Source organism: Dolichospermum sp. UHCC 0352, from assembly GCF_009711925.1.
Lineage (GTDB): Bacteria > Cyanobacteriota > Cyanobacteriia > Cyanobacteriales > Nostocaceae > Dolichospermum > Dolichospermum lemmermannii.
The window spans coordinates 1-15,281 of the sequence record NZ_VIKY01000231.1 but is presented as its reverse complement, the minus strand read 5'-3'; the positions used below and the strand labels follow the sequence as shown (position 1 = coordinate 15,281).

General features: G+C 37.1%; 14 protein-coding genes and 1 other RNA gene. 9 read left to right on the top strand and 6 right to left on the bottom strand.

All coding sequences use genetic code 11. The features are described from left to right. Window positions 1–68 precede the first annotated feature (68 nt). From FJR06_RS16460 to FJR06_RS16435, 6 genes are all read left to right on the top strand, one after another. Entirely contained in the window at window positions 69–767 is a 699-nt protein-coding gene (locus tag FJR06_RS16460) for a hypothetical protein (RefSeq protein WP_015083476.1), read from the top strand. A 51-nt stretch (window positions 768–818) separates the two neighbouring features. Beyond that, window positions 819–1,184: RNase P RNA component class A (gene rnpB, locus FJR06_RS16455), an RNA gene on the top strand. 160 nt (window positions 1,185–1,344) lie between these two features. Continuing rightward, window positions 1,345–2,703 (top strand): AAA family ATPase, encoded by a 1,359-nt coding sequence (locus FJR06_RS16450; protein WP_148279143.1) that lies wholly within the window; start codon window positions 1,345–1,347, stop codon window positions 2,701–2,703. After that, a complete protein-coding gene (locus tag FJR06_RS16445) occupies window positions 2,703–3,422 on the top strand; it encodes a DUF4435 domain-containing protein (RefSeq protein ID WP_217359790.1) in 720 nt (239 codons plus the stop codon). Before FJR06_RS16450 ends, FJR06_RS16445 begins: the two co-directional genes overlap by 1 nt. Before the next feature lie 413 nt (window positions 3,423–3,835). Then, window positions 3,836–4,558 carry a ribonuclease III gene (gene rnc, locus FJR06_RS16440; RefSeq protein WP_015083473.1) on the top strand — a complete coding sequence of 241 codons (723 nt, stop codon included), beginning with the start codon at window positions 3,836–3,838 and terminating at the stop codon, window positions 4,556–4,558. A gap of 39 nt (window positions 4,559–4,597) precedes the next feature. Next, window positions 4,598–5,896, top strand: coding sequence for a hypothetical protein (locus FJR06_RS16435; RefSeq protein WP_015083472.1), 1,299 nt, complete (start codon window positions 4,598–4,600; stop codon window positions 5,894–5,896). A 280-nt stretch (window positions 5,897–6,176) separates the two neighbouring features. On the opposite strand, the gene FJR06_RS16430 is transcribed toward FJR06_RS16435, so the two are convergent. From FJR06_RS16430 to FJR06_RS16420, 3 genes are all read right to left on the bottom strand, one after another. Further along, window positions 6,177–6,479 (bottom strand): RNA-binding protein, encoded by a 303-nt coding sequence (locus FJR06_RS16430; RefSeq protein WP_168651829.1) that lies wholly within the window; start codon window positions 6,477–6,479, stop codon window positions 6,177–6,179. A 140-nt stretch (window positions 6,480–6,619) separates the two neighbouring features. Beyond that, window positions 6,620–6,919, bottom strand: a complete 300-nt coding sequence (locus FJR06_RS16425; RefSeq protein WP_168651828.1) for an RNA-binding protein — start codon at window positions 6,917–6,919, stop codon at window positions 6,620–6,622. Window positions 6,920–7,110: 191 nt separating this feature from the next. Then, complete coding sequence (locus FJR06_RS16420; RefSeq protein WP_168651827.1) at window positions 7,111–7,980, bottom strand: PD-(D/E)XK nuclease family protein; 870 nt, start codon at window positions 7,978–7,980, stop codon at window positions 7,111–7,113. A gap of 122 nt (window positions 7,981–8,102) precedes the next feature. Between FJR06_RS16420 and FJR06_RS16415 the strand changes: the two genes are divergently transcribed. The 3 genes from FJR06_RS16415 (at window position 8,103) to FJR06_RS16405 (ending at window position 10,915) form a co-directional block, all read left to right on the top strand. Continuing rightward, window positions 8,103–9,530, top strand: a complete 1,428-nt coding sequence (locus FJR06_RS16415; protein WP_015083468.1) for a phosphoglucomutase/phosphomannomutase family protein — start codon at window positions 8,103–8,105, stop codon at window positions 9,528–9,530. Between the two features lie 62 nt (window positions 9,531–9,592). Next, window positions 9,593–9,868, top strand: a complete 276-nt coding sequence (locus FJR06_RS16410) for a lipopolysaccharide assembly protein LapA domain-containing protein (RefSeq protein WP_174783492.1) — start codon at window positions 9,593–9,595, stop codon at window positions 9,866–9,868. 417 nt (window positions 9,869–10,285) lie between these two features. Further along, on the top strand, window positions 10,286–10,915 hold the full coding sequence (locus FJR06_RS16405; protein WP_015083466.1) for a type I restriction enzyme HsdR N-terminal domain-containing protein: 630 nt from the start codon (window positions 10,286–10,288) through the stop codon (window positions 10,913–10,915). A 25-nt stretch (window positions 10,916–10,940) separates the two neighbouring features. On the opposite strand, the gene FJR06_RS16400 is transcribed toward FJR06_RS16405, so the two are convergent. The 3 genes from FJR06_RS16400 to FJR06_RS16390 all read right to left on the bottom strand — a co-directional run bounded on the left by FJR06_RS16400 (window position 10,941) and on the right by FJR06_RS16390 (window position 15,180). Beyond that, on the bottom strand, window positions 10,941–11,201 hold the full coding sequence (locus FJR06_RS16400; protein WP_041458594.1) for a tyrosine-type recombinase/integrase: 261 nt from the start codon (window positions 11,199–11,201) through the stop codon (window positions 10,941–10,943). A gap of 2 nt (window positions 11,202–11,203) precedes the next feature. Then, window positions 11,204–14,143, bottom strand: coding sequence for a carboxypeptidase-like regulatory domain-containing protein (locus FJR06_RS16395; RefSeq protein ID WP_015083464.1), 2,940 nt, complete (start codon window positions 14,141–14,143; stop codon window positions 11,204–11,206). Between the two features lie 152 nt (window positions 14,144–14,295). Continuing rightward, entirely contained in the window at window positions 14,296–15,180 is an 885-nt protein-coding gene (locus FJR06_RS16390; RefSeq protein ID WP_168651825.1) for a P pilus assembly protein, chaperone PapD, read from the bottom strand. Between the last annotated feature and the right edge of the window lie 101 nt (window positions 15,181–15,281).

Sequence of the window (15,281 nt, the reverse complement as noted above, 5' to 3'; positions counted from 1 at the left end):
AAATCATAAAAATCATAGTTTAGACTATGTTACAATTTTGAAATTGGTAGAAAATCAGGGTTATAAAAATGCAGAGTGGCGACCAAAATCTGATTATTTTGATGATTTATATACTTGTTGTCTATTGGACAATCAATCGCATGATTGCATCTATAGACGATATAGTAAAAGTTGATTTCCAAAAAGGTGCTGTTGATGATCAATTAAAAGCACAAAATCTCCAAGATACAGTGGGTATTTCCTTCAAGACAGGTACTTATGGACTAGATAAAGTGGAAACTGATCTAAAAGAATTATCAATGAGTGTTGAAAATAAATCAGATAGTATTGCCATATATGTTGACTGGGATAATAGTTCTTTCGTGGTTGAACATAGCAAGCAGTCGCGGCGGGTAATTCGCAAATCTCCTGACTTAACCCGCGATTTAGCTATACCCCAAGTTCCGACAATTATTGCTCCTAAAAAGACAATTTCTGAAAATGTCACCGCAGAAGATGTTTTTCAAAGAGATAAAGAATCAGGAGTCTATAAACCAGCCTCACCTTTAATTAATGTAGCGGGAGTTAAAGGGAATAAAAAGTTATATAAAGACTTTTTAGATGGCAAAAAAAATTTAGAATTTTCCTTACAACTTGTATTGCGAATTTCAGAAATCAGAGCCGGTATTGCACCGGGAATAAATGTTCCTCCAGTGTCAATTATTAATTGTCCTTTTACTATTAAAAAAATCCCTTGGACCTACGCTTTACCTTGGAATAAAAAGTAATCTATCTGAGTCTTGCGATTTTCATGTAATTAAAAGTAAACTAGAGAAAGAGAGAGTAGGCGTAGGCAGTTGCAGATTAGTCATTCAGACTGGTTTGAGGAAAGTCCGGGCTCCCGAAAGACCAGACTTGCTGGATAACGTCCAGTGCGAGTGATCGTGAGGATAGTGCCACAGAAAGATACCGCCAGTCAATTTATTGGTTGGTAAGGGTGCAAAGGTGCGGTAAGAGCGCACCAGCAGCGTCGAGAGGCGTTGGCTCGGTAAACCCCGGTTGGGAGCAAGGCCACAAGGAACTACGGTTGGTCTTTTACCAGTTCCGCTGAAAAAGAGCCGCTAGAGGTGTTTGGTAACAAGCATCCCAGATAGATAACTGCCCTCGCAAGAGAACAGAACCCGGCTTACTACCGACTCTCTCTTTTTAAGCGAATTATGGATTTTTTATTTTCCATAGTTCGTTTTTTCAATTACTACAGAAAATGAGAGAGACTGAAACATTTTAGCTAATGAAATTTTGAATAGAGCTAGTTTCAAACATTTGATATATAATATATTTATGTGTAATAATATGAACAATAAAATGAACACAAGTAATATAAAATCTTTTTCTGTGTCTGGTCTTTTTGGAACAGATGATATACACATTCCTTTTGATGAAAATATCAAAATACTAGTTGGTGAAAATGGAATTGGCAAAACTCAAGTTTTAAATCTTTTTTATTATACTTTGACAAGAAATTTTTTTAAACTTGGTGAATTTAAATTTGATAGATTAGTTTTATCATTTAATGATAGAAAATCTATCGAGATCACTAAATTTTATGTAGATGAATTGGTTAAAGAAATTTACGATAATCCTATAATTATGGATGAAGTTAATCATCAAATTACACATCCAAGTCGCTATCAGGATTTATTTTTTAAAACTGAGATTTTAAAAAATAAATTTATACAAAGTAGAATAGATTTGGTCTATACTTCAGATGATTATAAAACTATCTATGAACCAAGAAAACGCGGTACTTTTGTTATACAAATTGGGAGAAAAAGAGTAGACATATTCAACCCTTTTTTTAGTCAATGTGAAAAAGAAATTGAATCAGGAATTGGAAATACTGAGATTATGTATTTTCCCACTTATAGACGGGTTGAAGAAGATTTACATAATTTAGGTTATAATGATGATGAAATTTTAAATCAAGAAAATACACTGATTCAGTTTGGAATGGATGATGTGCAAAAACGTTTTACTCAAATTGAAAGTAAAATTGATAAACTCTTAAAAGAAGGATTTTCTAAAATCACTTCGGAAATTTTAAGTCAATTAATAAAAGGATTTTCTCACACAGATAATAATTTTTTAAGTAAAATTAATGAAAATGATATTGAAATTATTTTAGCAAGAGTTGGTAAAGAATTATCTGAAAATGATAAAAATGAAATTAGAAATAGTGTTAAAAATCAATCATTTGAAAATCCATCACTAACTTATATTTTAAAAAAATTAGTAGAAATATATGATAAACAAAAAGAATTAGATGACTCGGTGAAGAAATTTAAAGACGTTTGTAATAAATATTTAATCAATAAAAGAGTATTTTATGATGAAAGTGCCATCAAAATATTTATCAAATCAAAAAAAACTGATGCTGAAATTGACTTGAGTAAACTTTCTTCTGGAGAAAAGCAAATTATTTCTACATTTTCCAAAATATACCTTTCTGAAAGTAACAAAAGATTTATTATACTTTTTGATGAACCGGAATTATCATTATCAATGATCTGGCAACGACAATTACTTCCAGATATTATCAATTCAGGAAAATGCGAATTACTTTTAGCAGTAACTCACTCTCCATTTATTTTTGATAATGAACTAGATAAATATGCTATTGGATTTGACCAATATATTCAACCTTCAGAAATGATTATAGCCTAATGTCATACTTAGATAAACTCAAACAGAGTCGAGATAAACCCCAGGTTTCCTATCAAGAATTTGCCCTGCATACAAGACAAGATAAAGATGGTTTATTTTGTTTTTTTGAAGGTAAAGATAATGCTTATTATGTGCCAAGAATCAAGCACTTTATTAATAATTATCACCCTATCCATTGTGGTGGTAGAGAGAAAGTGTTAGAAGTTTACCGACTTATTACTATTCATAGAGAATATGATAAGTACAAAAAAGCATTTTTCATTGATAGAGATTTTAATGAACCTTTACCACCTCATAACCCACCAATATTTGAAACATCTTGTTATTCAATTGAAAATTTTTATGTTTCAGTAAATGTTTTCAAAGAAATTATCAAAAATGAATTTCATTTATCAGAGGTTAGTGATCCAGATTTTCAAGTTTGTTTAACTCTTTTTAAAGATAGACAAGAAGAGTTTCATCAAGCTACAATTTTATTTAATGCTTGGTATGCTTGTTTGATAGAAATTAGAAATACTACAGGAACAAAAACAGGTGTAGAACTAGATGATAAATTCCCCAAAGATTTTATTTATTTAACTTTAGACTCAGTTTCGGTAAATTATGACTTGGAAAAAATTAAACAAAAGTTTCCAAATGCTCCAGAAATTACAGCAGATATTTTAAATAATAAAATGGAAGAATTTACTAATTGTGAACATTATAAGGTTTTCCGATGAAAATATGAAATGTGGTTTGTGTTACTCTTTTTAAGGTTAATTTTAAGAGATTCTTGTAAAAGTAAATTGTTCATTGCAGAAAAATTAAGTTTCACTTTTAATAATGACTATACCAGTCCACATCCTATACTTACCAATGAACAAGCACTTACAGCATTTAATGGCTATGCTGAAACCCCTGAAAGTTTGAATGCTTATTTAATGCAAGTGATACAATAGGAATAAATGTCAGTCTATCTCTTCTTTTATGTTTTTATTGTATGGTATTCTATGCTAATTCTACATTCCGCAGCTAGTTGAAGTTATGAAAATGCTAACACAGTAAGTTTTTAAACAAAAAACAGACTTGTATTTATACTTTATAATTTAATGCTAAGTTAAGAGTTATTAGCCCTTTTTTCCACATTTACCTAATGTCCAGCGTTTATCCCCGCCGTCAACGGCAGCTTGAAAGTTTAGTCCAAAAGTTTGGTTTGTCACTAGATTCACCGATAAAGTGGCAATTATTGGACTTGGCTCTCACTCATCCTACCGTCTCTGATACCGCCAATTATGAACAACTAGAGTTTGTGGGCGATGCGGTGGTACGTCTCGTGGCGGCTGAGGTATTATGGGAACATTATGCTGATTGCTCAGTCGGTGATTTTGCCGCTATTCGTTCGGTTTTAGTGAGCGATCGCATTCTCGCCCAACTAGCAAGAGAATATGGTTTAGAATTATATTTATTGGTGGCTGGTAGTGCTACTGCTGATCATATCGGGCAAGAATCACGATTAGCAGATTCTTTTGAAGCAGTTCTCGGAGCGCTTTACCTTAGCACTCAAAATCTTAACCTGATTCGTCCTTGGTTAGATCCCCATTTCCAACAGCTAACCACAGAAATCCGTCTTGACCCTGCTAGACTCAATTATAAAGCGGCTTTGCAAGAATGGACTCAAGCCCAATTCAAAGTTCTCCCAGAATATCGAGTTTTGGAAGTCAGTCAACCCCACCGCACTCATGAACGCTTCTTTGCTGAAGTTTGGCTACATGAAAAAATGTTAGGACAAGGAAAAGGACGCTCCATTAAAGCCGCTGAACAAGCCGCTGCCAAAGTTGCCTATTCAGCAATTAGCATACCTGTTACAGATGAGTAATTATAGCAACCGCCAAAGCGCTTAGAACATCAATTGATCATGAAACATAAATTAAACTATGATCACTACTATCATGACTGTTATCATGAACAACAGTTAATCTATCAGCACTTATTAAAGTTAGTGCAAAAAGAATCTCTCGACCAAATGTTGGCTAGATTTCGGTCCCTATTTATTGAAAGAGCGAATTATCCTGAACCAGAAATTTTGCCAATTTTAGACAAAATTACCGCATCTAAGACCGCACCTGAAGAATTTAAGTTTTTTCTGAATCGGTGTTGTCATATTCTCATCAACTACTGGCACATGAACCCCCTACTACATAGGGCAATTTCTGATTTAATAAGTTTATTTAATACTATACCTACTACTTATAAAGTTAATAATTTACGTTACCGCGAAATTAGCCGTCTCCGTGAATTAATCAAACAGTTTGTTGGCAGCGAACAGTATTTAATTTTACAACGATTTACTCAGGTAGTAAATGAGACTTATCCTCTAGCGAAGAGACGAGATGATCAACCACTAATGACCTTAATTCGCCGTTATCCTTATCTATATGAACATTATTTAATGACTGAAGACTCTACCTTTGAACAAAAAGAAACTGTGAGACATTTTCAATCACAGGTACAAAATAAATTTGAAATTTATTTATCACAATATGTCACTTATAAAGTGCGGCGAATTCAGATGTTGCAAAACACGACAACGGCTGAAGCTAATCGAATTTTGCGCCCGGTAAATAATCCGACATTGTTAACTGATAGTGAATTATATACCACCTTAAAGTATTTTGTTGGTAAAGTCGAACATGGTAATACATATCATGAATCAGCCCAACAATTCATAAAATACGGCGGACAAGCTGCAAATTTCCGCAATTTTAAAAATGATTTATATGAATATTTAATATCTTCCGTAGATAACTCCTACGGAAAAAAACAATTTAATCAAAAACTATATAAATATTTACAAAATATTTTGCCTCAAGCAGATGAACAAAAAGTTAATGATTTATTATTGATGAGAACTTGTGGTAATTTATTAAACTTTTTAGTTGTTCATAACAAATCATCACCACAGCATTTTGTGTTCTTGGATTTGATTAGTAATCAAGGAACAGTCCCCACAATGGGTTTATTATTAAAAATTGTCCTGATTTGTCGGAAAGTAAAACCACATTTAGAAGGAAAATTTGCAATTTTATTTAATCACTATGAAAACTCTACCACTAATTCTGTTAGCTGGTTAGTGGAAACTTTAGAACAATTGAATATTGCGTTTAGCATTAATTTCAGTGGTATTGACTTATCATTCTTTAAGAGATTTTGTTAAAATATAAGTTTACTGAAAATTTGAGAAATCGGACAATAGCATGAATTGAAACGGTTATATATAGCAGATTTCGCTCTAATGAGGTACAAACTTGAATTATGAAACTCTTGTAGTGCGGGCATACTATGGCTAACGCCACGCTGCGCTATCGACAAGCTCAGTACAAGTCTTGCCCGTTGGATATGTACCTCATAACACCGGAAAGTGCTGTATAAATTAAAAAAAGACAGAGATTTCCTCTGTCCTAAAAATATGATAATTAGAGTTTTAATGGCAAAACTTAGTAACGGTCGCGTCCACCACCACCATATCCACCACGTCCACCACCACCACCACGATCTTCTTTGGGTTTAGCTTTGTTAACTTTTAACCCACGTCCCATCCATTCAGCACCGTCAAGTGCTTCAATTGCGGCTGTTTCTTCTGCCTCTTTTTCCATTTCTACAAAGGCAAAACCTCTTTTCCGACCAGTTTCCCGGTCAGTGGGTAGTTGGACTCTCTTCACTTTTCCATATTCTGCGAAAACCCCAGTTAGGTCATTTTCCGTAACCTCATAGGATAAATTGCCGACGTAAATTGACATTGAATAGCTCCGAACACTAAAAATTTGACTTGTTCTTTAACTATAATATCAGCACTGAGATAAAATCCGCCATAGGACTTAAAAAAGACACATATTTTGTGTGTCTTGATAAAATTATGATTTATTGTGGATGTTCAAACTTAGTAACGGCGAGAATAGCCGCCACCGTCGCCACCCCGTCCACCACCACCACGATCTTCTCTGGGTTTAGCTTTATTAACTTTCAAGCTGCGTCCCATCCATTCAGAACCATCAAGTGCAGCAATTGCTGCTTCTTCTTCTTCATCTGAACTCATTTCTACAAAGCCAAAACCCCGGACACGTCCGGTTTCTCGGTCAATAGGTAGTTGAGCTTTTTTTACAGTTCCATATTCTGCAAAAACCTGCTTGAGGTCTTCTTCTCCGACTTGATAGGACAAATTACCGACGTAAATTGACATTGAATAGCTCCAGAAATTAAAAAATGGGCATTTACAGTATGAATAAAAGAAATGCCTCAACCATATAATACCCGTAATTAAGGTTTATTTTCTAATTGGGCATAGAAATTTTTTCTCCGGTAGCATAACCCTCCAAATCACCAACCGTCCCATACAACAACTAGCCAAAGCCCAAATCACCAAAGTACGACTCACGAAGATGTGGGAGAAGGATGAGATTTTGTAATTGGCATGGAATAGGATTTTGGTAGTTTTAAATCAGCAAATTCACAGATAGAATTAAAAGCACAAAAACGGCAATGGTTGCCGGGATTTGGGGGAAATATTTGACTGAAGTTGCTATTTTTAGCTTCATATTGTTGCAAATCTTCTTGATGTTGATGGGCAATATTTGCTAACTCAGATTCTAAAGCTTTAAACTCACTATTACTAATAGTAATTAATTCCGATTTTTTACAAACTTCCAAATTATAAAAAGATGCAACTGCGGGTTTGCCAGGATAAAGATAACGGGCTGCAAGTAAATAAACTAATGCTTGTCTGTGGTCAAAAGCCGATCTACCCGTTTTAAAATCTAAAATATGTAAGGTGCTATCAGACTCAATAAATATACAGTCCATAGCGGCATATAACCGAAAGCAATAATCTTGTTTTTCAATCACAATCGGTTTAGGAAAACCTTCATCACCGGAAGTTAATTCCAGAATCCGCTTACCTAATAATAAAGGGGCATTTTGATATTTTCTTAAAATTTGCAATACCCGATATTTAACAGTTTCATGAGTCTGACTCAATCCCAATAACCTCGCCACTTTTTCCACACCATCAACCTGAGTTAACCAATGCAGGTGATGATGAAACTCATATACGCCTTTTTGGGCAAGAATGCCAATGCGCTGGGGTGGGGTAGCTGTTGTCAATAAAGCTTTAACTTGGGGTTCATGCTGTCGCGCTTTGATAAATCCTCTTCTCATTTGGCAATGCCAATGTTCCTGTCCCCGGCTGGGGGCAAATAAAGACCAAAGGTGGTAACTAACAAAGGGTCTATCGGGGGTTGACATTGCTCATGTAGAGTGAGAGAAATTACTTTGGGGATACTTGCGGCTTAGTGGCTGTTCCACAGCTTTGCGGGATGCTTCCTAATAGTAAATAGCAATAATCATGCACGGGAGAGAGTGGCAATATGAGTAACCCTAGCAATTCCGGTAAAATCAAGTTTGGGACTGACGGCTGGCGCGGAATTATTGCCGATGATTTTACTTTTCCCAATGTACGGAAAGTAACCAGGGCGATCGCTAGTTATCTGGAAACTGCCTATAGTAAAGACAAACCTGTTTTAATTGCCTACGATACACGGTTTTTAGCTGACGAGTTCGCCCAGGCATCTGCCGCAGTTTTGGCGGATTTGGGCTGGAATGTGAAAATTACTGATCGGGATTGTCCCACTCCAGTAATTGCCTACAATGCGCGTCTGCTCAACTCCGCAGGGGCTTTGATGTTTACTGCTAGTCATAATCCTGCACCCTATTGTGGGATTAAATATATTCCCGATTATGCAGGTCCTGCAACTCCAGAAATTACTGATACTATTGTCGCCAACATAGAAACAGCATCGGATGAGTTACCTGGAAGTAACCCATCTGGGACAATTTCTACTTTTGATCCAAAGCCCGATTATCTGAATTTTATCTACACCTTGTTGGATGTGGAAAAAATCAAAAGTGCAAATTTAAAGGTCAAGTATGATGCCCTTTATTCTACCTCACGGGGATATTTAGATGAAGTCTTGCAACACTGTGGTTGTCAATTAGAAAGTTTCCACGATTGGCGAGATGTGCTTTTTGGTGGTGGTATGCCTGAACCCAAAGGGGAACAGTTAGTTGAGTTGGTGGCAGCGGTGAAAGCTGATCATGCGGATTTGGGTTTGGCTACCGATGGTGATAGCGATCGCTTTGGTATTGTTGATGAACAAGGTAACGTTCTCACTCCCAATACAGTGCTGTTAGTTCTAGCACGGCATTTGATTAAAAACAAGGGTAAGAGCGGTGCAATTGTTAGGACTGTGGCAACTACGCATTTATTAGATAATTTTGCTGCTAAGTATGGCTTGCAAATTTATGAAACTGCGGTAGGTTTTAAATACATTGGTGAGAAAATGCGGGAAACCGCTGTTTTGATTGGTGGAGAAGAATCCGGTGGTTTAAGTATCATTGGCCATATTCCTGAAAAAGATGGGGTTTTAGCAGATATGCTGGTGGCTGAGGCGATCGCTTATGAAGGTAAGCCTTTAAGTCAGTTGGTACAGGAAGCGATCGCTGAAGCTGATGGTCCTTTGTATAACAATCGCTTGGATTTACACCTGACGGAAGATCACAAAGTTGCCGTGATTGATTCCTATACCCAAAATCCGCCGTCAGAAGTGGCAGGAATTGCGGTGAAAGAGGTGGGAAGGAAAGATGGTATTAAACTGTATTTAGAAGAGGGTAGCTGGGTGTTGCTGCGTCCTTCTGGAACAGAACCTTTGGTGAGAGTGTATATGGAAACTAACTCACCAGAAAAACTTAGTCAGATTGCTAAATTCATGGAAGCTGAAATTGCTAAGTTAGCATAGACAGTGTAGAGACGTTCCATGGAACGTCTCTACATTTTTGGCAACGTTTATATTTTTAAGTTATGATTTTGAAAATATTGGCGAATTTTTTAATATTACTAATTATAGCTATTTGGGTAGTAGCGATCGCTCTCATTTCCGTCCAAAATGCTACTCCTGTATCTTTACGGTTTTTGGGTTTTCAATCAATCCAAATTCCCTTGGGGTTGATGTTGGCTTTTGCTGTGGCTGTGGGTTTGTTAGGTACAGCAGTTTTGCAACCTCTCTGGGGGTTGGGGGAGTCGCAATCTAGAATAGATGAAGATGCGGAGTTTTTTGTTGATGATGAAGATTTTTAGAAGTTTTTAGATCCCCGACTTCTACAAATTCAATTTGATAAATAACAAAATTGATCAAAGAAGTCGGGGATCTTGATTTTGGGTTTTTCTCACGGAAAGACGCAAAGAGAAATAGATAAAAGATAACCCACTTAATTAATTTTCATGCCGATTTAACCAAGTTACTAAATCAGAGATAGTTTTAATTCGCTCAATTGCTTGTCTATATTGAGTTTCCCATGATTATTGACCTCTGCAAATACCCCCTTGACAATTTCCCCTTTTCCTTAACTTGTCACCAATGATTGTTCCTCGCCATGACAGGTAATAGTCATTGTTCCTCGCCATAAGAAGTTCCGGTAAATATTTATATAATATAATAGGAGTTAAATTTTACCAATCACCAATTCCCAATCACCAATCACCAATTCCCAAATTATGACACAAACACTCCAAGCGAGAGATATTGATTTACGCTACTTAATTGATAATTTTGGCATTGAGTTAGTTTTAGATGGACAATTATTTTGGGAATGGCAAGAAGAATTACCAGAACTTACAGATTTAGATAAACAACTTTTAAACAAAATAAAAGCTGGTTACTTGAATCTTCTCAATTATCCGCCATTACTAGAAGATGTTGTCCGCATGGCAGTTGTAGATCCGATACTTTTTATCGGTGATTTTTACCTATCTCCCTTTTATGTAAAATCAGAAGAATCTATAGATATTGCCGTACCAGATGAAGACGTAATCATCAAAGGCAGAATGGATATTTTAGTTTTAAAAGACCAATTCTGGGTGATGATTATTGAATCAAAAAAAGCTTCTTTTTCTATTGAAGAAGGACTCGCACAAATTCTCTCTTATATGTTAGGTAATCCCTATCCTGATAAACCCAGTTTTGGGATGATTGCCACAGGTAGCGAGTTTATTTTTGTGAAATTAGTAAAAGGAAAACCACCCCGTTATGCTTTATCAAAAGGTTTTTTAATGCGTAATCCTGGAAATGAATTGTACGACGTGCTGCGTATTCTCAAGCATTTAACTCAATTGGTAACTGCTTGAATTTTTCAAAGTTGGCTCAGTGTACCTAACTATTGCGGCTCGCAAACATAAACGCTCCGGCTTCACGCGCTCGGTGAGCGAAATCATGTCGCAGATCATGAAAAGTTACATCATGGATAAGTTCCCACTCTTCAACATTTGCTTGTGCTTTAATGTTTTTCCACCAGCGATGAATGCCCGCTTCAGTTAGCCGCTCACTGCGTTGAGAAGTAAAAGTGTAAAAACTCTCAGTATCTCGTCCACCGTGATAAATATATTCATACAAAGGTCGCGCGGCTATTGACACCACTACAACAGGTTTTTTTCCACTGACGGACTAAGTCGTAAATTTAGCTGTTGATAAGGTTCAGAGGATTCACTTAAATCTATTGTTTTTGGTTCTGCTGGAATATTATTGATCAAAAGATTATACTTACGGTCAATTAATCCCTCTAGATAATACATCCCACCACTACCCGTAATAGAAAAAACCCTGTGATTAGAAGTAGAAGATACAGCTTCAACCCTAGCACCAGAGACAACTTTTCCCTTAGCATCAGTCACAGTTCCCGATAGGGTGTAGGATCTAGCAAAGGGAATAACAACTTCTGTAAAACCTCCCGCCACAACTTCAATCGCCACAGCCGTATTTTTAGTAGGAGACCAATCTAAAGGATAACCAGAAAGATCTAAATCCAGGCGATACATTCCTGGTTTTAGGGATGCAATAATCCCATTATCGGTAACTTCTGATCGATATTGGAAAACAGGCTTGTTATTGACAATTAAAAGTGAACCTGAGTTCTTGAGAATTAAAGGCTCTGTCGGCTCTTTAATGCCATTGTTATTCTTATCAAAAAATGGTTTAAAAAGAATACCGTTATCCACTCTGGGTCTAGCCTGGAAAGAATCATTTAAACAAAAACCACGTTTGAAGTCAAAGCAAGATGCAAGGGAAAGCCTAAATCTATCTGCATTTGATCCTAAACCAATATTACTATAATTAGCTTGTAAAAATAAACCAGAAAAGATTTCATGGGCAAAATTAGTAATAAATCCCGATCCTTCTGAGCCAATGCTATAGCCTAAATCTATCTCGAACTTAGACTTATTAGGCTTAAACCGCCAACTTAGAGATAATAAAGAATTACCTGTGGAACTGGTGGAACTAATTGGGGCAAGGGTTTGATAATTTAAAACTAGAGAACTATAAGAATTGTATTCCTTTAACGTAGAGTTATCTAAAATATCATAAATAAGGCTAGTTTGGGTACTGAAGTCATTACGAAAGTGTTTGAGTTCAAAATTATCTTTTCTGGCAGTGAAATTCCATTGTAGGTTACTCACATTATCCCGTTCCAGAGTTAGAGAAGCAGAAAATTTTCGTCCTGATAAACTAGCTTTTGTACCGATATTGTACCTAAAAGGCGAATTAGCACTGTAGTCATAATTAAAATTACTAAATACCGATAAATTGGGTAAAATATTTTGATTAATTCTCAGGCGGCTACCTTGCAAATCTGTAGCTAGATTTACCTGGAGTTTGGAGTTAGGATTGTAGCGAATATTTGCGTTAATTTCCCAGTCTCTTTGAGGTGTTGGCGTTAAAGCTGAAGCTGTAATTTGTAAAGGAGTATTTTCGGGTTGAAAAAATAACTCTGTTAAGCCCCGAAAACCATCTTCATAACTACCACCCACTCCTAAGGTCAATTCTTGAGATATTCCATAACGGTAACTTGCGGCTGCACGCAAATCAGTAAAGCTACCTAAAAACTCGTTGTTATTACCAGAATTATTACGTCCTGTCCCGACTGATACAATTAGGGCGGAAGCTTTATGAGGTAATTGTCCAATAACAATTGGGAGTTGAAGGATTCTTTCTTCTGGTTTAGATGTCAATTTCCCTTGGGCGTATAACAGTAATCGCACCTCAGAGAAAATGATATCGTTAAAGCTGTACTCTCCTGATTCATCAACTAAAACCTCTGCAAAAACCTGCTTATCATAGCGAGAAAGTAACTGGACTAAAGTTCCTGGAGCAGCTTTCCCTCGGACTGTTTGACCAAAACGCGATGGTTGGACACGAGCTTGTGCTGCTCCACCATTCTCTGGGGACATGGTCAATCCCCAGCGTTGGACTGTGGTTACACCCCAAAAGGGATTGGGACTGGTGCTACGCCAAAAGGGGGATTGTGAGCCTACAAATAGGTCTGTAGAGTCTTTTTGAAGAGTATAGCTGGCTGAACCCAATCTCCAACTGTTGTCATTTTCGGTTTGAGTTTCATTGAGACTGAGAAGCCATGCTCCTCCTAATAAGCTACCGCTACTAGTAACTGTTCGATTTTGAGTGGCACGGGAACGGAAACTTTGGGCAGATTGTTGATTATTTATGGTGGTGACAGTGAATGAAGGGGCAAAAATATAGGGAATATTAGTGAGGTCAATGGGTGGCTCAACGGTGGCCTTGCTGAGGACTGATTGGTTGGTGCGAGGATATTTGATTTGGATAGCATAATTATCGATGTCAAATTCTGGAGTAATGCCAAACCAGTCTTTAACATCACGGATAGATAGAACAGCGCCTATTTCGGGGTCGAGTCTGAGACGACTAAGATCAAGGTCGAATACGACTGTCGGCGATCGCAATTGTACCTGACCATTAGGCAAATTAGTCACCCGAATATTCAATGCCTTAATTATTACCTCATAAGGAACAAGCCAATCATCAAATTGAATTGCCTGAGAACCATCTTCAGTCCCCCGTACCAAGGCACTTTTGACAACCCCACGGCCATCTACTAAAATCCCAATTGGCAAAATGCCCCATTGAGCAGTAACACTTTTAGGGTCAATGGGAGGAATTAATGAGTTGGCAGACGGGGGAGACTGAGTAATATTTAGTGGTTTATTAGAGGTTTTTGGTGGAATCGGCTTTTCTATATCTGTTACCGGTAAAAACTCAATTTTTTGCTCATTAATGGGGAATTGATCATCAAATTTTCTTGAGACTGGTTTTGCTTGTTCTAAATCCACCGCCTGGATAAAGTTTATAGTAGGTTGAGATTGGGTTGATTTTTCTATATCTGTAACCCGCAAAAACTCTACCGTTTCACTGAACTTTTTAACCTCTTCCGTTGTAGGAGACTGACCTGGAGTTTTTCCAAATACGGCAGGAGCAGAAATTAATACTAAGGCGAAAACAGATGTACAAGCCGAGTAAAATCTAAAAACTTTTAACCCAATGTCCATCTAAAACTGGATGAAAACCGCTTTTTACATTCAACATTATTGAGAGATGGACTTTCACGAGGTCATGGAAAATCTAAACTTCGGAAGAATCAAGGATTTTGCCTGTGTAGACGCAGTTTCTAACCGCCCATTTTGAATTTACACCCCAGGGATTATTTACCAGGTACCGTCAAGGAAAAATTAAAAGGAACAACATTTTGATTGGTCTCGGAATTTAGCGCCCAACCTTTATTTACCCAAACAAGTTTTCCAGAAAGATTATAAGCACCAGCCGACAAAGGTTTTTCATTCTTGGCTGGATAATTAATCGGGAATTTACGACTACTTTCCGATACTATTGAAGCAGGTCCATTGACTCGGCTCACAACTTCCTTATCTCCCTGTTTCAGTGTCCATTCAATATGGGGACGAGTCGAGCCGTTACCAGTATTTTCTACATTCAGCAATATTTGTCTTTGTTTAGGATCATAGTTAGCCCCCATAACCTTTAGACTAGGAGCAACCTTACCTTGACGAGCATAAACCGTTGCCCCAATTCTAGTAACAAGTCCCATTTGGGAAACCGCGACATTCTTAGGTACATTGGGATTAGTAGGGGACTCAGTCAAGGATTCAACATACACAACTGCCCGATACTCTTTATCAGTTATCTTTTCGGGAATACGAGTCACAAGTCGCACCTGTCTGGATTGTCCTGGATTAAGTGTTAACTCACGAGGAGAAAACACCAGATAGGGTGTCAGGTCGGCTTTGCTGTTAGGTTCTGGACGTAATCCTAAATCCGTATAGGAAAAGGGTTCGGCATAGAGTCGAGCGCGCACAGGGGAAGTGGTGCTAACATTTCTGATGGTAAATACACCTTTTCCCTGACCACGTTCGGTCTCCAGTTCCACAATACCAGGAATCAAATTTAAGGATTGTGCTTGAGCAGCTTGTCCAGATAGCACTAGAGGAACTCCGATAAAACTTCCCCAAGCCAGGACACGGATACCAACATTTAGGAGACTTTGCAAGTAGGAAGGTTGAATAGTAAACATAGTCTTATTATTTAAATCAGAGGGTGTTTGAAAAGTTATGGTTGATGTATCAAATATTTTTTACCCCACCCTAACCCTCCCCTTGTAAAGGGGAGGGAACT